A 19,252-nucleotide genomic window follows, 5' to 3' on the forward strand; every position below is an offset into this window, starting at 1 on the left:
GATACCGCCAAGATGGCGGCGTTACGTAAAGCCTGCGTAAGTCCTGTAGTCTCTATAGATATCGATCTCTATTATCATACACAATCGATACTTATTCCAATGGTAATCGTACCGTCACAGTTGTTCCTTGACCTTCCTGACTCTCAATATTCCATTCCCCTTGGTGTAATTCTACACAAGTTTTTACCACTGCTAATCCTAAACCAGTTCCGATTACTTCTCCGACATTACTACCTCGATAAAAGGGTTCCAAAATTCTAATTTTATCTGCCGCGAGAATGCCAATACCGCGATCGCATATTTGGAAAATTGCCGTATTTGCATTACAGTTTAAAGTAAATTGAATCTTAGCATCAGCAGGTGAATATTTTGCTGCATTTGAGAGTAAGTTAGTAAGTAACGATCGCAACAATTTTTTGTCTAAAAATGCTCTCGTATTTTGACAATTACTCGTAAATTCGATAACCTGACTAACTTCCATTTGCATCTCATCTATAATTTGTTGACAAAAGGGTTCTATATCCAATAATTGGGGATGAAATTCTAGTTGCTTAACCTCTGCCCGTGTTAACATTAATAAATCTGTAATCTGCTGACTCATCCGCTTTGCAGTCAAATTAATCCGCTGAATATTATTCTGTTTCTGTTCTTCAGTTAGTTGATTATGGTTAACTTGCAAAGATTCACTAGAAAGTAAAATAGTGGTTAACGGCGTTCGCAGTTCATGGGATGCCATTGAGAAAAAGCTAAATCTTAATTCACTCAAACTTTTAGTTCGTTCTAATTCCCGATTTAAGTTATGTAATAAGAGCGCTAAAGTGCTAGTAATTAATAACCCGCCGATTAAGGTAATTATCGCGCTATATTGCGTTTCAAGGGGATAATTGACGGAGGGTGAAAAAGCAATTGACCACTGTCGCTGTCCTACGGTTAAAGTCTGCGTACATTTTTCAGCAGATGGACAGAGAGAAGAATTAATTAAATTAATTTGTGAGTTTTCTTCAAGCGTTGTCACTTGTTTATAAGCAGCATCATAGCGTCCCAGGAATTGCTGTCCCGGATTAGAACTTCGGTCGTACACTGTAAAGTTGATTTCGTATTGCAAGTCTTTTAAAGATTCTTCAACTACATCTGATAGGCGAAATACACCTAGTAAGAACCCAGTTAAATTCTGGCGACGAAGTTTAAGAGAAGTTGGAGTTTGATGATTTTTATAAAGTGGCAAAAACACTAGAAAACTAAATTGATCGCGTTTTTCCTGAACTAATTTAATGCGTCCAGTAGCCGTAATTTTGCCTGTATCTCTTGCTTGATTGATTGCGATTGCGCGGGTAATATTTGAGTTAAGATCGTATCCCAAGGCGGATTCGTTACCTATAAATGGCTCTACATAGGTGACAGGTAAATAGTAGGGACGATTAGCGGCTTTAAGCAAAGCTTCATCTTTACCTAATTCAGTAATTTGGAAAGTAGGATAACCTTCTAACTGGATCTTTCTTTCGTAGGTAAAACGTTCTTTTTCTGCCACTATGGGAGCCCATTCTAGTGCTTGAATACCCGGATAAGTCTTGAGCGTTCTTCTGACAAAATTCGCAAACTCTTGACGATCTACTTGAAATTTAACTACTGCATAGTAATCATCAAGAAATGATAGCATATCAGTATATCGGTTGAGGCTACGCTGGAGGGCTGTAGCCAAATTTTCAATCTGTCTTTGAAACCGGAATTGCCGATTAGATGTCTCCCATCTGCTGACAAAAATGGTAGCTAAAACTGACAATCCTATGCCTAAACTTAGGGTCAAAATCAATGCAATTCGATGATGAAAAAAAGTTTTTGGCATACTACTTCCAGACTATACCCTCTTCTATGAATCTGGGTAGAGTAAAATTACATTAGGTTAGGTAAGTTGTTGGGCTTCAGCACTTTTTGGGCTAAAGCCCAACAACTTACCTAAAAATCAACCACGATCTCCAATTAACAACCGAACAACCAACAACTAACTGTCTAGCTTTTTTCCTTTGACTCAAATATTACTCTTTCATAAATATCGCTCATTGACATCTCAATTCCTACTGAAGTAAAGGAAACTGTAGCCGCATCCCCCTCATAATCTTGAAATAACCATTGCCCCGATTCAGTCTTAAGAAACTGCTCGACTAAAAACTCATATTGGTCAATTAAAACATACTCGCAGAATTGAGGAATTGAGCGATAGAATCGAAATTTATCTTCTCTATCAAAACCTTTCGTAGACTTCGAGAGCACTTCTACTATTAATAAGGGATTAAGTACCTCATCTTGCCGTCCTTCGGTGAAAAGTGGCTGTCCTTCAATTACCATCACATCTGGATAAACCCCTCGCTGATGCCGAGGAATCCATAACCGTAAATCATTCATAAAAACTTCATAGGGTTTTCCCTGAAACAAGTTGCCAAAAACTCCGATCAGATTGCGTGTAATCCGGTTATGATTTATAGTGCCACCTGACATAGGTAAAATTTCTCCCTCGTGATATTCACTTCGGAACTCCGCTGTTTCTTCTAACTGCCGATATTCCTCTGGAGTATAAGTTTGCTGCTGTGTTTGAACTAGCATTTTAACCTCAACTGATAGTGATGACTTTCAGGTAGAAGGATTGAGTTGTACAATTAAGTGGCTGCCCGATCGATTGGGGTAGGCACGGGGGCGCTACCCCTACAAATCTGTATGAATGATTTAGACGTGCTGTATATTATAATTGATTATTATCTGATTTAGAAGCGACTACCACTATTATCATTTTTTAGGTTCTCAAACTTTCACATTGAAATTCCATAATTAACAAAAACTTAGTTTCATAGTAAAAGATATACCTCCGACTCTGTTAATAGTTTCACTTCCCTCTATGATTGCAAATCCTAATTCTTTGTACAGGTGGATTGCGTCTAGATTTGAGCTTCTGACACTTAAAGAGATTGAGGGGTAAGAGAGTTTTGCCGCTGCTAACAAACTAACGAGTAACTGTCTTCCTATGCCTTTACCTCTATGTTGGGGAAGAACTGCGATCGCTAATTCTGGGGTAACATCGTCAATGTAGCCTAATCCTTGCTTTTCTCCTGTAAACAAACGCGCCCATACCGCCCCTACTGGCTGGTGGTTGGTTAATTCCCAAGCCAGAAAGCCGAAATCGTTTTTCCGCCCCCAATTTTTGACATATTTGGCAATTAGAGGATGATTCCTCACAGCTTCGACTGTTGATTCACCTTCTTCTGCTAAATGGGCAGCTTCATAGAGCATTTGCCACAAAAAAGGCTCGTCTTCTTGAGTTAACGGGCGAATAGAATATTTTAAAATATTAGCCATAAATACTTGGTTGCGACTTTCACCCTTTCTCTTCGATCAAAACACCATTGAGGAAAATATCTGCTAATCCTTCTGCCATTTCTTGTATCGCTTGAGGAGAAGCACCGGGTTCTAAAAGAGTATCTTGACTGAAGCCTGCGATCGCAAACATTCCCAAAAATACCTGAGCTACAATTTTAGGATTCATCTGCCGATAAACTCCCCTATCCATCGCCGTTTGGAAGAAAGCCTCAGCCACATCTGTCATTTTTCCAATCACTTCTGCTTGAATGCGATCGCGCAACTCTGGGTGAAACTGTGCTTCCATAAAACATACTCGCATCATATCCGCATTCTCTCGGACATTTAGCATCCGCCGCCGCATCACTTGAGCCACAGCTTTATAACTAGCCATCTCGCTCAATTCTGTCAGCAAATCAGTCAAAATTTCTACCCAGCCATTAGTTGCTACCTCGATCAAAATTGCCTTTTTATTAGGAAAATGCCGAAATAGCGTACCCTCCGCCACACCAGCCGCCTGTGCTAAAGAAGCAGTTGTAGTACCTTCGTAGCCTTTGCGGGCAAATAAACGCTGTGCTGCTTGCAAAATCCGCTTTCGCGTCTCTGTTTCTGAAGGAGGGGACTGATTAAAAATTCGCATAGCTGGAAAATTGGGAATAGGGAATTGAGAACTAAAATTTAGACTTGGGGCTGCTGCTGGTTAACCTAAAACAGCACTTATACACTACTTTCGTAAAGCGGCGAGAAAATTAAAAATTAAAAGTTAAAAATTAAAAAGTAAATTTATTATTTTTAATTTTGCATTTTTAATTTTTAATTACCGCCCACGTCAAGGGTGCGTAAGTCCTAATTAGCCTAACATCTGATGGAGAAGAGAGCCCCCAAACATCCAAAAGTCTTTATGCTATAAAGAGTGGTTCCGATCTTACACTTGATAAGTTTGTTCTCTCGGTTGACTTCAGTGCTAATTTCTATGCTTCTTATTTGGCTTCAACAGTGCAGGCGGCTCAACGGATTGAGACGATCGATCGCATCTTTACTTGCCGCTATTTTGCTCTGGTGCGGGATGCCACCAGCGATCGCGATCGCCCGCGAAAACCCCGCTAACCCATCCTTAACAAACGCGGGACAAGGGCAGGTATCCTCAATTCAACCCTATCTCGATCGCGTCATTCAGCAGGTGACAGAATTTCGCCTCGAAAATGGCATGAAATTTATTGTGCTAGAAAGGCCCAGAGCCCCTGTAGTTTCCTTTCTGATTTACGCTGACGTAGGCGGGGCAAATGAGCCTGATGGTAAAACAGGTGTTGCTCACTATCTAGAACATTTAGCATTCAAAGGAACTCCCAAAATCGGGACAAATGACTATAAATCTGAGAAACCCCTGCTAGAAAAACAGGATCGGATATTCGAGCAAATCCAAGCAGCTAAAGCTAGCGGTAAGACAGAAGAAATTGCCAAATTAAAGGCAGAATTTGACAAAATTGAAGCCGAAGCATCGGCATACGTCAAGCAGAATGAACTGGGTAAAATTGTGGAACAGGCAGGAGGTGTGGGACTAAATGCTACAACTTCTACGGATGCAACTTCCTACTTTTATAGTCTGCCCTCAAATAAGCTAGAACTGTGGATGTCTCTGGAGTCGGAGCGGTTTCTAGAACCAGTTTTTAGAGAATTTTATAAGGAAAAACAGGTAATTTTAGAAGAGCGCAGATTGCGAAGCGAAAATTCGCCTGTGGGTAAGATGATTGAGGCATTTGCAAATAAAGCTTTTTCTACTCATCCGTATCGCCGCCCAGTGATTGGCTACAGTGAAGATATTAGCAATTTAAAAAGGAGTGATGTTCAAGAATTTTTCGATGCTTACTACATTCCTAGCAAGCTGACAGTGGCGGTGGTGGGAGATGTTCAGGCCGCGAATGTGAAGCGACTAGCAGAGGTTTATTTCGGTCGCTACAAGGCTAAGCCAGCCCCTCCAGAATTGACAATTGTGGAGCCGCCCCAGACGGAACCAAGGGAAGTTACAGTACAGTTGCAATCTCAACCTTGGTATTTGGAAGGATATCACCGACCGGCGATGAATCATCCCGATCATGTTATTTATGAAGCGATCGCCAGTTTGCTCAGCAGTGGTCGCACTTCTCGCCTCTACAAGTCTTTGGTAGAAAAACAACAATTAGCCCTGGTTGCTGAGGGTTTCAGCGGCTATCCAGGGGAAAAGTATGCCAATTTGATGCTTTTTTATGCGATGACGGCTCCTGGCCATACTGTTGATGAAGTAGCAACGGCTCTGCGGACTGAGATTGAGCGGTTGCAATCTGAACCTGTTTCTGATGTGGAGTTGGCGCGGGTGAAAACTAAAGCGCGAGCGACTTTGTTGCGATCGCTCGATTCTAACCAGGGTATGGCTTTTGCGCTGGTGAATTATGAAGTGAAAACGGGTTCATGGCGCAATTTGTTTAAGGAGTTAGACGCGATCGCTGCTATTACAACGGCCGATATTCAGCGCGTCGCTAAAGAAACTTTCCGCCCAGAAAATCGCACAGTAGGGCGATTATTACCTAATTGAAGGTTGTTAACTGTTAACTGTTAACTGTTAATTGTTAACTGTTAATTGTTAACTGTTAATTGTTAACTGTTAATTGTTAACTGTTACGAGAACTTACTCAGGCTCGTCTAAATAAAAAGATTTGCAATTACTTTGCTGGCTCGTAATGACATAACAGGAGAAAACATGGCAATTAAAGGAGAAAGAATGCAGAGCAAAAGCGGAATGAAAAAACAGGCGAAATTATTGCTTTTTAGCTTTAGCTTTGTAGTGTTTGCACTAATATTTTTTAATTTTTCCTCTGCTTTTGCAGTAGCAGCAAAACACTATGACGAGTTAACTTTCCCACCGCTACCAGAGCTTCAGTTGCCGAAATACACTCGATTTGAACTTAAAAATGGAATGCGGGTCTATTTAATGGAAGACCACGAATTACCTCTGGTAGGGGGAACAGCCTTAGTTCGTACTGGCGATCGCTTTGAACCGGCAGATAAATTAGGACTGGCAACTTTGACCGGAAATGTAATGCGGACTGGAGGCACTCGCCAGCATCCGCCTGATGAACTCAATCAGTTATTAGAACAGCGTGCGGCAGCGGTAGAAACGGGTATTGGTCTTACTGCTGGTAACGCCGGTTTTAGTGCTTTGAGTGAAGATTTAGAGACGGTTTTCGGGCTATTTGCTGAGGTAATTCGGGAGCCTGCCTTTGCTCAGGATAAATTGGATTTAGCAAAGAATCAAGAGCAAGGCGCGATCGCGCGGCGGAATGACGATCCAGAGGGTATTGCGGGCCGGGAATTTCAAAAACTGATTTATGGCGATCGCAGTCCTTACGCTCGTACTGTCGAGTATGAAACGCTCAATAATATTTCCCGCGAGGATTTGGTGAGTTTTTATCAGCAGTATTTCCATCCTCAGAATATAATTTTGGGCATTGGGGGGGATTTTGACACCGCGAAAATGCGATCGCTCATTGAGCAGAAATTTGGCGATTGGCAATCCCCAAAGGCAAGTCGCGAATTACCTTTACCTCCCGTATCTCAAGCTAGCCAAGGCGGTTTATTTTTTGTAAATCAGCCACAATTAAGCCAAAGTTACATAGAAATGGGTCACTTGGGAGGTACTTTTAGCAGTCCTGATTATGCGGCCCTAGATGTAATGAATGGCGTGCTTAATGGTTTTGGAGGGCGTTTGTTTAATAATGTGCGATCGCGCCAAGGACTAGCCTACACTGTCTACGCTGCTTGGAGTCCGAGATTTGACTATCCGGGAATATTTATCGCTGGCGGACAGACGCGATCGGAGGCAACAGTACCCTTTATTCAAGCTATTCTGACTGAAATTGAGCGGATTCGCACTGAAAAAATTACCCCAGAAGAATTAGCTTTTGCCAAAGATTCAACTCTCAATTCTTTTATCTTCAATTTTGAAGATCCCAGTCAAACCTTATCGCGATTAATGCGATATGAATACTACAATTATCCCTCCGATTTCATCTTTCGCTATCGCCGTCAAGTTGAATCAACAACTATTGCTGACGTGCAGCGGGTGGCAAACACCTATTTGAAACCGGAGAACATAGTAACCTTAGTAGTCGGCAATACTGATGCGATTAAGCCACCTCTAACCAGTCTCGGAAATTCAGTTAAGGTGCAATCGATTGATATCACAATTCCCGCTAAAAGTTGAACAGAAAAACAGTTTAACGGTTAACAGTTAACAGTTAACCGTTAACAATTACCTACTAAGATTTTTGCCCAGCAAAAAATAAGTAGTCATTTCCCCTTTACCTTTAATTTGAATAGGGCTGCGTTTCTGCAACAAAAACTTATCTTTCAATAACTCATAAGTAACATCGCTCACTTGAATTTGACCAGCCAAACCATGCGATTCCATCCGCGATGCTAGGTTCACAGTATCACCCCATAAATCATAAATAAACTTTTTAATACCAATCACTCCCGCCACTACCGGGCCACTATGAATGCCGATGCGGATACTGAAATCCTTGTTATTTTTCGCGTTGAATAGGGCAATTTCTACCTGCATATCAATAGCCATTTGCGCGATCGCCTCAGCATGATCGGATCTCGGTGTAGGCAAACCTCCTACTACCATATAAGCATCGCCAATAGTCTTAATTTTTTCTAAACCGTGTCGTTCGCACAGGTGGTCAAAAGCAGAGAAAATTTGGTTGAGTAAATCTACTAAAGCAATCGGACTCATTGAAGCAGAAAGCGGCGTAAAGCCCACAATATCCGCAAATAAAACTGTAACTTCAGCAAAGTCATCAGCAATAATGCCTTCGTGTTGTTTGAGACGATTTGCAATTGGTTCTGGCAAAATATTCAGTAATAGACGTTCAGTTTGTCCCTGCTGGAGGCGCAGTGCTTCTTCTGTCTTCAGGCGCTCAGTAATGTCTCGAAAAATAGCGCGAGTTGCAATAGGTGTACTATCAACAAATTTACAGTTTACGCTGCCTTCCACAGAGATTTTTTGACCGTCTTTTGTCATGAATTCGGCTTGAACTTGTTCGATTTTTTCTCCTGACATTACCCGCTCGAACATACTCATACAATGTTTTTTACAGTCAGGATGAATAATATCATATACCGTCATTTTAGTAATTTCTTCTTCACTGTAACCTAGAGTTTCTAACCAGGAGCGATTGACATATAAAAAATGACCGTCCGCAGCTACACTTTGAATCAAATCCGTAGCATTTTCAAACAAATCTCGCATTTTTTCTTCACTTTCCCGCAGCGCTTCCTCTGCTTGTTTGCGCTTGATAAACTGACCGAATTGGCTACCAATTGCTGCCATTATCTGAAGCAAATCTTCATCTAGCTGCTGCGGAAAGCGGCTGAAAAAAGTCATAACTCCCAGAACAGCTTTTGCTGATATCATTTCTTCATAATCGCCCAGAATTGGGAAGCTAAAAGCTCCATGTAGTCCTTCTTTAGCAGCGATTTCTTTTCGCAAAAAGTCATGATCTTCAACTACATCAGAAATCCAATGGGAGGAACCGCTAGCCCAAACGCGACCAGGCAAACCAACTCCAGGCGCAAAAGTAATCTGTTCGGTAATAGCTCTAAATTCTGGAATTTCTATTGATGCTTGTACCCAACTTTGAACGCATCTGAGTAAACTAGGGTCGGAAATTGGAAAGTTTCTGTTGGCTTTTGAGATTAATCTTTCGCCTTCTTCTGACATCCAAAGCTCCCCTGTATCCCATCCCAAAGTCTCGCAAATTACTGCTAGTATTTCTTCGACTGCCTGCTGAAGAGTGGGAGCTTCTGATAATACTAGGGTAGTAAAATGTTGCACTAATTGGCGTTGTTGATTGCGCTGATGTTCGGTAATATCCCGACCGATATAAACTAAATCTTGTGCCAAGGCGTTGCCTTCATAAACCCTCTCAATATCAGCTTGAATAGCTGAACAAGAAAAAGCAACAGTTAATTTTACTCCCTTTTTAGTTGTGCAAACTACTTCGGCATTAGCTTGAGATCCAGCAGAATAATGATTGATTTTCTGAAATAATTCTTTGTCAGTAATTACTATCTCAATCGACTTGCCCACTAATTCTGTTTCAGTATATCCGAACAAAATTTGAGCTGCATGATTGACTTTTTTTATTTGACCCGATGGCGTTGTTACTAACAATGCCTCTGCCATTGAAGTGATAATTTTATCAATATAATCTTTGGCACCAGCTAAGGCACTCAATAAAAGATTCATTTCATTAGTAGCCTGGACTAATGTTTGTTCCAGAGTCATCCTGTCTGTTACATCTTCAAAAAAAATAATCAGGATATCAAAATTTTTTTCTTCTTGGTACTGGACAATATAGAGATCGAAATAGAGAATAGAATTATTGTCTAACACCCGCGTAATTGCTTTCAGCTCAAAACTAGGTAAATTTCCTGCTAAAATCTCGGCTAAAATTTCTTCAGTTCCTATCAGTTCAGGAAAACCAGTACGGACATCATTTCCCGATGTAATATTTCCAGATTCAGCAAATCGCTGCACGTTGGAGGATGTCTCTACAATCGTCAATTCCCGATCCACTGCTAGGTATTCTAGGTGGTGAGGAGCTAAGAGTTTTTTAAAAATGCTCTTCATGAAAGATGGAGTTATAATAAGTTAAGAGGACATAATTAAACGTAAAATACTGATAAGGCGAGTTAAGCTTTTATCTCTTGTAACCAATGCCTTCTGCTTTCTATTTATCTAATTTCTCTGTCTGGCGATCGCCCTTTAAAGGAATTGCAACTCTGAAGGTAGTACCCGCGCCAACTTCACTGCTAAAAATGATGCTACCGCCGTGCAAGTTAACGCACTCTTTGACAATGGCTAAGCCTAGCCCAGTACCCGATATTTTACCCACATTGTGCGCTCTATAAAACGATTCAAATAGTTGTTCTTGGTCGGCAATCGGAATCCCAATTCCTTCATCTTTTATTGTAAAAACAGCCTCTAGAAAGCTTTGCTCAAATTCAAAGTAAACAGTACTCCCTTGAGGAGAATATTTAATCGCATTTAGCAGCAAATTACTAAGTATTTGCCGCATCATCTTCGCATCTAACAATGGTAAACTTTTCGCCTGTTCGCCATCTTCAGCGGGATTTTGTTCGGATTTTTGAGTGTGGACAAATTGAATTATGTGGTTCCTACCCGCAGCAATTTTTATTTCTTCTACTATATCTGAGCAAAATTTTGTCAAATCGATGGGCACAGGCTTAAACTCTATTTTTCCTAACTCTGCACTGCTGATAAACCGTACATCATTTAACAGTTCAATCATGTGTTTAGAGGCGGTCTTGATATGAGTAAGATATTGGGTTTTTTCTGCTTCTGTTGTTTCTAATTGGTGTTCCTTAAGTATTTCAGTAGACATTAAAACTGTATTCAAAGGATTAGCAAATTCGTGAGCAATCATTGAAAAGAATCTAGATTTTATCTCTCTAAGTTCCTTTTCTTTTGCCAAAGCGGTACGAATTTCAATTTCTTCTCGGTTGCGTTCTGTGATGTCGCGACCAATATAAACAAAATCGTGTAATCCCTGTATTTCTGTCTGAATAGCTGAACAGGAAAACTCTACCCAGATTTCCTGTTTGGTTTTCTTACGACAAAGTAGTTTTATATCAAAATTTGACAGTTCCCCTTGACATAAAATATAACGGTGACGAGCCTGAGATAATAATTTATCTTCATCTGTAATCAGCGAAATCGACTCGCCAATCAATTCACCTTCACTATAACCAAACAGAAATTGTGCAGATTGATTGACTGTTTTGATAGTTCCGGCTGTTGTGGTTACTAACAAAGCATCACCCATTGACTTGATGATTTTATCTATATAATCCTTGGAAGCTGCTAATGCACTTAATAAAAGATTCGCTTCGTTGGCTCTCTGGATTAAGACTTGCTTGGCAACCATCTTTTCTGTTACATCTTCAAACAGAATAATTAATCTATTTTCAATATGGTCTTCCTCCCGATTTTCAAAGGCATAAATATCAAAATATAAAGGCTGGCTGTTATCTACAAATCGAGCAATCCCCTTTAACTCAAAATTGACCTTCTGCCCTTGAAGGACGGAGATTAGAACATCTTCAACTCCTATTACTTCGGGGAAGGCAAGACGAACATCTGCACCTATTTTCAACTCCCTGGGACGATCGGCAAAGCGTTCTACTCCAAAAGATGTTTCGAGAATGGTGAACTGTTGATTAATTGCTAAATACTCCATTTGGCGGGGGCCAAGTAGTTTATTTAAAAGATGATTCATGCAGGTTCTACCATTTTGTAAGCTAGTTTGTGAAAAATATCATCAACGTCTTTACCTGTCTTTGCGGAAGTTGTATAGGTAGCCAATACTCGCTCTGGAGCGGTCGCCTCAGCAATTTCTACCATTTTAGCTAATTTTTCTTCATCAACCAAGTCTAATTTATTTAAAGCGATGACGATCGCAGCTTTGGGATTGACGGAAGTAAAAAGCTGAATATGTTCGATTAACCTTTCAATAGTTTCGGGGCGGCTAACATCAGCAACAACTAATGCACCACTAGATCCTTGGAGGTAAGAGGGTGCGATCGCTTTAAATTTTGTATGACCTTCTAAATCCCAAATCAAAAGTTGTACGTCCTGTTTTGCCTGCTGTTTTACCCCCAGCAATTCAATGTTTTTACGGGAGATTTTCACTCCCACTGTAGAAAGATATTGATCGCTGAACTGACGATCTACAAAACGGCGGATTAGGCTAGTTTTACCTACTCCAAAGTCACCCACCATGCACATTTTTTTTGAGATTGTTGACATAATTACTTGGTTTTCACTCTCTGAGTTATTGGCTCAAAGATCGCACATCTACTTAACAATAGGGGTTGACTGGACTCTACATCAGCAGGAGGGTTTAAACTCGCTACAACTTGCAACCGTCTAGGATCGACACCTTGCTGCACTAGGGCAACCCGTACAGCTTCAGCTCGCTTCCGAGCTAACTGTTGATTGATAGCAAGATTGCCTTTGCGATCGCTATGACCGATTATTTTAAGATGTTTCTGAGGGTATTGCTTTAAAAACTCTTTAATATTCCCAATTACTTCTCCATATTCTGAGTTTAATGATGCCGAACCCACATTAAAGTAAATGCGCGTGGTAATTTTCAGAGGATTTAATTTCACAGTGCTAATTACAGACTGCACCCCTGGAACTTGCTTCATAGATTGGGCGATTTTCTGAGCATCTGTCATTTGCATTACTGTTCCTTCCACTGTAACTTTGCGCTCTCCATATCGGCTAGAAATAGACACCCCTTCTATCTGATTTAAGACAGCAGTTACTCGCTTGACTTCCGCCGCTACTGAGGCGGGATCGGGAGGTACATCAATGGCGATAATTTTATTATCTACCTTCAGGTTTGGTGCAGTTGCTTGAGCAATTTTTTCGGCTTTAGCGCGTAACCCTTGATTGGGTAAATTTCCTGTGAGTTTTAGGGTATTTTTTTCAACATCTACCTTCAGGCGATATACGGCTAAATCGGGAGCAGAACTTAAAGCTGTGGCTGTATTTGCTTCTACTCGGCGCTCAATTCTCTGGCGATATTCATACATTCCCCAAGGCACTAAAAATAGGGACGAAACAACTAAGGAAATGGCTAAAAGAGCTGTTGGTGGTTTAGACTCTTTTTCCTTTGAAACTTGTTTAAAAATTCTTTCAATCAGTGTGTGAACTTGCTCTGGAATTTTATCTGGATCGCCGTCATAAAACTCTATCGGTTTACCATACTTCATAATTATGGTACTGAGAGTTTCCCGCATTTTGTTAACAAAATCTTGGGGTTGTTCTCCTTTGATCACCACCGCTAAGTAACAGTAGCCTGCGACTTCGAGAATAATCTTAGAATCGCCATACTCAATCTCGTTGAGTTCAGAAACTTCTCCCGACTGGGCAATACAATCATTAACAAAGCTGCGAATAGCTGTCAGCATCCCCGCCACCATATCCGATTCTAGCCGTTGCTTGTTTGCGGGCTGCACTTCTGCAATCACTAACCCCGAAGCTTTATGAATTAAAAATACAGCTTGAACGGAAAAGGGAACCGCTTCTTTCAGAATTAATTCTGCTTCAGATACTCCCTGCATTTGAGCTTTAATTTTGCGTTGAACTCCTTCTATGCTAAAGGCATTTGCCACCTTTTCATTGATCGTCTTAATAGCTTCCCCTAGATATTTAGCAATAGTATTACCAATTACAGGGTAGAGAGCATCTACCATTGCGTCTCGCTCTAGTTCAATTTGGGCTTTAATAGCTTTGCCCATTTCTGGCGCGAGAGCTTCAGCAATTGATTCTTGATCGAGGCGAATTTGCTCTCTAATTGCTATTGCTATTTCTGGCGCGATCGCGTTCGCCATTTCCTGCGGAGAATTCTTGATCTGTTGCGAAATCGCCTCTGGTAGCAAATCCGCAATAGCAGCACTCATGGCCTGTTTATCTTGCTGAGTTTTTGCCTTGATCACCTCATCAATGATCGGCACCATTACCTTGATAATTTCTTCCCTTGACTCTGATATTTTTAGACTCAGAATGTCACCAATCCAAGGCAATAACAGAGCAATTAATTCTTGAGGATCGTAAATTTGATGTTCGAGATTTCCCAGTTTGTGTTCAATCATTTTCATCAAATGGCGTACCCCAGGCAAATCACTTTCTGCTAGCAGAGTTTTTACATCGTCTAATTCCGATATTTTCGAGCCGAAAATTAGGTTCTGTAACTGTTCTATAGCTTCCAATGATTCCTCTGAATTTTCGACTGCCTTCGGAGCTGTTTCTGCTTCCAATTCGAGGGACTGTTTTTCTTCTAACAGTCTGGGCAAGTCTTCAGGTGAACTGATTAAAACATCTAAATTCTTAGATGGTGGTGATGTTATTAATTCTTGGGATGTTAATTCTTGAGAAATTAATTTTTCGGGGATCTCAGGACGATCCTCTAGTAAGTTTTCTAACCCTGTAACAGCCGTCACCAAAACATCTAAATATTCACCATCTAAATATTCGCTTTGTTTTGCCATCGCTTTGGTGATGGTAACTGGCCGCACAAAATCCTCCCTCTGCGAAACGTTAGCCGCCTCAGAAGGAACGATCAGCTCTTCTTTACTTTGCTCCTTGGTAACTGAATCATCTATAAAAACTACGTTATGGTTACTCGTAACGCTGTCCTCACCAAAGTTTTTTGATGGCTCTATGTTAGACAGTTCTTGGCTATGTAAATCTTTGTCAAAATCTGCCTCTAATTCAGGTGCGGCGCTGCTCGAACTTTCTTTGCTGATGGGCCAAAAAGACAGATTTTTCTCCACATCAACCACATCAGATACAGCAGCTTTTTCTCTAGGAATATGCTGCTGTAAAACGATCGGTTCTGTGAGTTTTTCGAGCTGCAATAGCAAATTTTCTAAAGGATCGGACTCCTCCTTTATAACTCCCGATCTCAAGTTGTCAAAGTTACTATTATTTGGTGCGATTGAAGTCTCTGCTGTTGGGGGACTAGCTTCTGAGCAAATAATATTATCAAAGACAACTTGAGCTGAATCCTTGGCGGGTTGACCAGGCTGAAGTTTAGATTTTTCAGCCTGCTCTAAAATTTTCAGATCCGTCAGTAGATGCACCAAGGGTTGAAGCTGAGTTGCGGGTTGAGCACGAGCCTTTTTTGCTTCAGAAACAAAACCTGCTTGCTGATTTAGGTCAGCTAGATTTTCTTCCGATAAAGCCATCTGCTTTTACCTCTTTAATTTAATGATGACGATCTGGCAATAACAATCCTGTATCTAAATTACTATCAGCAACTTCTTTGAGTTCGGGAACAAATTCGCTCCCTTTTAACCTCATACCAAGTTCAAACAATATTTCTGCCATGTCATCCCTAGAAACTTTAACTTCCCTGAGAACAGAGAAGCGTCTGTCTAGTTCTTCAAAAACTTGAGTTCTCAGGCTACGGATATCTTCTTGGAGCTGATCTCTGCTCTGGGAAAAATCATCCCGAATTGCTCCGGTTTGGTTGTCTATCGCTTCATCTAAAGCTTCAATGCTGCTCGAAAACTTTCTATTTACTCTGTCGATTTGCTGCCGAATATCGGTAGTATCTTCTTGGACTGTGCTGTTGATAGATTTGAGCTTTTTTTCAAAGGAGTCAAAGGCCGCCCTTAGCTCAGTTGTCAGGACTGATTTTACCTGTTCTAGGCGAGTTTGGATATCTTGCTGTAACAATGAGATATCAGACTCTATTCTATCAAACCGATTATCGTATTCTCTTAACTGAGCTCCGAATATGATGTCGCGAATTTGATCGATATTACCCAGCCTTTCGCGCATTTCTTCTTTGGTTATTTCTGCCATGTTTGCACCTCTAGTTTTTGGTTATTAAGAATTCGATAAAGTAGTACACCCCTAGAAAACCGCTAGTTGACCTTTTGAAACAGAGTCTTCAAAAGTACCGCGCTAGTTTTGCGGTTAATTTTACGGCAATTTCGTCTTTAGTTTGACTTGAGTCCTATTTTGTCACGTTTGTGCAGGTAAATCTGCTGTTGAGAGGCTGATGCCTGTCGCTAGCTACGCTTAAGCGCTTGGAGGCTAAATCTGATGCCTTTGCTCCTTGGGGCCTTTGCCGATCGCGGTAGAAAAGCGACAGTATTACCAACCACTACGGTTGCATTGTAGCAATAGTAGGAAGCAAGCTGGAAGCATCAACCTTGGGCTAGGCGAAACCTACCCAGGTTCTGGGATTGCTCGGGAACCCTTGCAATGACAAGCAAACACTAGGTAAGCCCTAGTTAATTATGTCCATTTAGCTAAGACTTTAGCTAAGACTAAGGAAGTAAAATTAGCAGATGTGCGACACACCCCTGACACATCATTGATTCTAAACTCCAAACAATACTAGGGATTCGCGGCAAGCGCAAGTCAAGAGCAGCTAAAATATAACAAATAGTTGCTCCCTAAGCTTTGTCTAGCCTATGACCACTGCTGCACCAGTTAAAACTCAATACGAAGCCATTATCGGTCTGGAAACCCACTGTCAGTTGGCTACTAAAACTAAGATTTTCTCTAGTTCCTCTACAGAATTTGGTGGTGTCCCGAATTCCAATATAGATCCGATTTGTATGGGAATGCCGGGAGTGTTGCCGGTACTGAATCAGAAGGTGCTGGAGTATGCTGTGAAGGCAGGGCTGGCGTTAAAGTGTCAGATTGCACCCTATAGCAAGTTTGACCGCAAGCAATATTTTTATCCAGATTTACCCAAAAATTATCAAATTTCTCAGTTCGATTTGCCGATCGCGACTAATGGCTGGCTAGAAATTGAGTTGATTGATGATGGGGGTAACTCTACACGCAAAAAAATTGGGATTACTCGCCTGCACATGGAGGAGGATGCAGGAAAATTGGTTCATGGCGGCAGCGATCGCCTCTCTGGTTCGACTTATTCGATGGTAGACTACAACCGCGCTGGGATTCCATTAATCGAAATTGTCTCGGAACCGGATTTGCGATCGGGTGCGGAAGCTGCGGAATATGCCCAAGAATTGCGCCGCATCGTCCGCTATCTCGGTGTTAGCGACGGTAATATGCAGGAGGGTTCGCTACGCTGTGACGTGAATATTTCCGTGCGTCCCGTTGGCAGAGAGGAGTTTGGCACTAAAGTCGAGATTAAAAATATGAACTCCTTTAATGCTATCCACCGGGCGATCGACTTTGAAATTGAACGGCAAATTCAAGCTTTGGAAAATGGCGATCGCATTTTCCAAGAAACCCGGCTCTGGGAAGAAGGCAAGCAGTGTACTGTGAGTATGCGGCTCAAAGAAGGTTCTAGCGATTACCGCTACTTCCCAGAACCTGACATCCCCCCGATTGAGGTATCGCCGGAACAGTTACAGCGCTGGGAAGCGGAACTCCCAGAATTACCAGCTTCTAAACGCGATCGCTACGAAAGTGAAATCGGTCTTTCTGCCTACGATGCGCGGGTGTTGACGGACGATCGATCGGTGGCTGAGTATTTTGAAGCCGCGATCGCAGCGGGTGGTAATCCTAAGCAAGTCGCTAACTGGGTAATGGGTGACATCACCGCCTACCTGAAAAATGAAAAGCTCAATATTATGCAGCTACCTTTTAAACCCGACGGTTTAGCGGAACTGATTTCTTTAATTGATGCTGGCACGATCAGCGGCAAAATCGCTAAGGATTTGTTACCCAAGTTATTGTCCGAGGGTGGTTCTCCGAAACAAGCGATCGAAGCGGCGGGCGTTACCCAAATCTCCGATTCTGCAACTCTAGAAGCTGCGATCGATCGCGTCATCGCTGAGAATCCCAAGGAACTAGAACAGTACCGCAGTGGCAAAACTAAGCTGTTGGGCTTTTTTGTCGGCCAGGTAATGAAACAGACTGAGGGACGTGCCGATCCCAAGCTTACTAATCAATTGTTGAACAAAAAGCTCAATGGTTAGGTGAATTCTCAGTAAGCTAACGGGGCGATCGCTTTTTTAAACTTAAGAAAGCGATCGCTCTATAGCTAGGGGCTAGTCTTAGAAAGGAGTAGCTGAAGAGTCGAGGTCATTTAAAACGGTTTCTTGGGCCATAGCCTGAATGGTAGCAAAGGAAACTTCGCAGAAATAGCGGCGGCGAAATTGTTCTTCGGAAACTACAGCTAAGAATCGTTCTATAGAGTGGGAAAGCGCTTCAGAATGGGAAATTGAGAGTTGTTGAGAATGGGTTGGGTGAGATAAAGTTACTGATGGTTTTTCTAGGGGATGTCTGGTGATGTGAAAGGCGCGATCGCGGTAGGTGAATTGGAAACCGAGATGGCTTAAGGTTTTGAATCCCAGTTGTAGGGATACGTCGCTGATGCCTAATTTCTGCCTTAGTTGTCTGCGGGTGACTGTTTGGTTGGTACGACTGAGGTATTTGGCAATTCCCACTAGCTGTTGCCAGATTTGGATAGGGGGCGGGGATGGTGGGAGACTGTAGGCGATCGCAAGTTTCTGTTGTGAGTGGAGTCCCCGCCGAAACCATGCTTGTAATTCGCCCCAGCTAGTGGGACATTCTGCAATTATCAGGGGTGAAGGAGAGAGGGCGATCGCTGACTCGTCTTGGTTTTGGCTATTGCGCCAGTCTAATATCCAATCAATTTGGGCGGGAATATTTACGGGCGCATTTTCGCCATTTGGTCGCAAAGCAATCAGCCGCACTTCATAGCGTTTTTTATAAGTATTGAAGTCAAGCTCGACTATGGCATCGCAGGGCCCTGTGGGAATTTCATCTTTGTAGTGTCCCCACCAAATCCCAGGAAATGCAAGTTCGGTAGATTCGTCTCTAATTTCAAAATCGGTTTTGATATATTGTACTTTATTACCTCTTAAATCCTTCTGGTTGCAGTGCCATGTATTTTCAAACCAACAGTTTTGAATCAGCAATTTAGGAGCGGGATTCCCCATGCCACAAGGTTCGAGGAGTTTAAGTTCTTGAAATAACTCTCTTCCCAATTCAGATACTGTAACAATCAGGTCAGCTTGGATAGTTGGGGAAGGTAAACCATTCACCATTTGCCCTCGCAATTGTTGATTAATTGCATCTGTAAATAAAGAAATATTTTCAACTGGCAAACTTAATCCAGCAGCAAAGGGATGACCGCCAAAACGGTGCAATAAATGAGCTTGACTTTTCACCAATTGGTAAAGGTCAATTTGGCTAACTGAACGGGCAGAACCTCTGGCTAAAATTGGGTAATTGGTAATTGGTAATTGGTAATTGGTAATTGGTAATTGCTCCTCTTCTCCCTCTCTCCCCATCTCCCCCTCTCCCCATCCC

13 protein-coding genes are annotated in these 19,252 nt (G+C 41.8%); 3 read left to right on the top strand and 10 right to left on the bottom strand.

Annotated elements, in window-relative coordinates:
- Positions 1 to 91 precede the first annotated feature (91 nt).
- From PN499_RS08920 to PN499_RS08935, 4 genes are all read right to left on the bottom strand, one after another.
- The gene (locus tag PN499_RS08920) at positions 92 to 1,843 is read right to left on the bottom strand and encodes a CHASE domain-containing sensor histidine kinase (protein ID WP_272031442.1); all 1,752 of its coding nucleotides are present in this window, start codon (positions 1,841 to 1,843) and stop codon (positions 92 to 94) included.
- A 164-nt stretch (positions 1,844 to 2,007) separates the two neighbouring features.
- Entirely contained in the window at positions 2,008 to 2,598 is a 591-nt protein-coding gene (locus PN499_RS08925) for a Uma2 family endonuclease (protein WP_272031443.1), read from the bottom strand.
- Between the two features lie 222 nt (positions 2,599 to 2,820).
- Positions 2,821 to 3,345, bottom strand: a complete 525-nt coding sequence (locus PN499_RS08930; RefSeq protein ID WP_272031444.1) for a GNAT family N-acetyltransferase — start codon at positions 3,343 to 3,345, stop codon at positions 2,821 to 2,823.
- Between the two features lie 19 nt (positions 3,346 to 3,364).
- Positions 3,365 to 3,985, bottom strand: a complete 621-nt coding sequence (locus PN499_RS08935) for a TetR/AcrR family transcriptional regulator (RefSeq protein WP_272031445.1) — start codon at positions 3,983 to 3,985, stop codon at positions 3,365 to 3,367.
- A gap of 426 nt (positions 3,986 to 4,411) precedes the next feature.
- Between PN499_RS08935 and PN499_RS08940 the strand changes: the two genes are divergently transcribed.
- Both PN499_RS08940 and PN499_RS08945 read left to right on the top strand, forming a co-directional pair.
- Positions 4,412 to 5,914 (top strand): M16 family metallopeptidase, encoded by a 1,503-nt coding sequence (locus tag PN499_RS08940; RefSeq protein ID WP_272031455.1) that lies wholly within the window; start codon positions 4,412 to 4,414, stop codon positions 5,912 to 5,914.
- Between the two features lie 165 nt (positions 5,915 to 6,079).
- Positions 6,080 to 7,582 (top strand): M16 family metallopeptidase, encoded by a 1,503-nt coding sequence (locus PN499_RS08945; RefSeq protein WP_272031446.1) that lies wholly within the window; start codon positions 6,080 to 6,082, stop codon positions 7,580 to 7,582.
- Between the two features lie 48 nt (positions 7,583 to 7,630).
- On the opposite strand, the gene PN499_RS08950 is transcribed toward PN499_RS08945, so the two are convergent.
- From PN499_RS08950 to PN499_RS08970, 5 genes are all read right to left on the bottom strand, one after another.
- A complete protein-coding gene (locus tag PN499_RS08950; protein ID WP_272031447.1) occupies positions 7,631 to 10,018 on the bottom strand; it encodes an adenylate/guanylate cyclase domain-containing protein in 2,388 nt (795 codons plus the stop codon).
- 100 nt (positions 10,019 to 10,118) lie between these two features.
- Entirely contained in the window at positions 10,119 to 11,687 is a 1,569-nt protein-coding gene (locus tag PN499_RS08955) for a sensor histidine kinase (RefSeq protein WP_272031448.1), read from the bottom strand.
- Positions 11,684 to 12,217, bottom strand: coding sequence for a Rab family GTPase (locus PN499_RS08960; protein WP_026103735.1), 534 nt, complete (start codon positions 12,215 to 12,217; stop codon positions 11,684 to 11,686). Before PN499_RS08960 ends, PN499_RS08955 begins: the two co-directional genes overlap by 4 nt.
- A 2-nt stretch (positions 12,218 to 12,219) precedes the next feature.
- Complete coding sequence (locus tag PN499_RS08965; protein WP_272031449.1) at positions 12,220 to 15,168, bottom strand: OmpA family protein; 2,949 nt, start codon at positions 15,166 to 15,168, stop codon at positions 12,220 to 12,222.
- A 19-nt stretch (positions 15,169 to 15,187) separates the two neighbouring features.
- Positions 15,188 to 15,790, bottom strand: a complete 603-nt coding sequence (locus PN499_RS08970; protein WP_272031450.1) for a hypothetical protein — start codon at positions 15,788 to 15,790, stop codon at positions 15,188 to 15,190.
- Between the two features lie 617 nt (positions 15,791 to 16,407).
- Here PN499_RS08970 and gatB point away from each other — a divergent pair.
- The gene (gene gatB, locus PN499_RS08975; RefSeq protein ID WP_272031452.1) at positions 16,408 to 17,892 is read left to right on the top strand and encodes an Asp-tRNA(Asn)/Glu-tRNA(Gln) amidotransferase subunit GatB; all 1,485 of its coding nucleotides are present in this window, start codon (positions 16,408 to 16,410) and stop codon (positions 17,890 to 17,892) included.
- 78 nt (positions 17,893 to 17,970) lie between these two features.
- Here gatB and PN499_RS08980 read toward each other — a convergent pair.
- Positions 17,971 to 19,252: DHHA1 domain-containing protein (locus PN499_RS08980; protein ID WP_272031453.1), on the bottom strand; the 1,282-nt coding region annotated here is incomplete at its 5' end.

Origin of the sequence: Kamptonema animale CS-326, assembly GCF_028330895.1 — a bacterium.
Classification (GTDB): Bacteria; Cyanobacteriota; Cyanobacteriia; order Cyanobacteriales; family Microcoleaceae; genus Kamptonema; species Kamptonema formosum.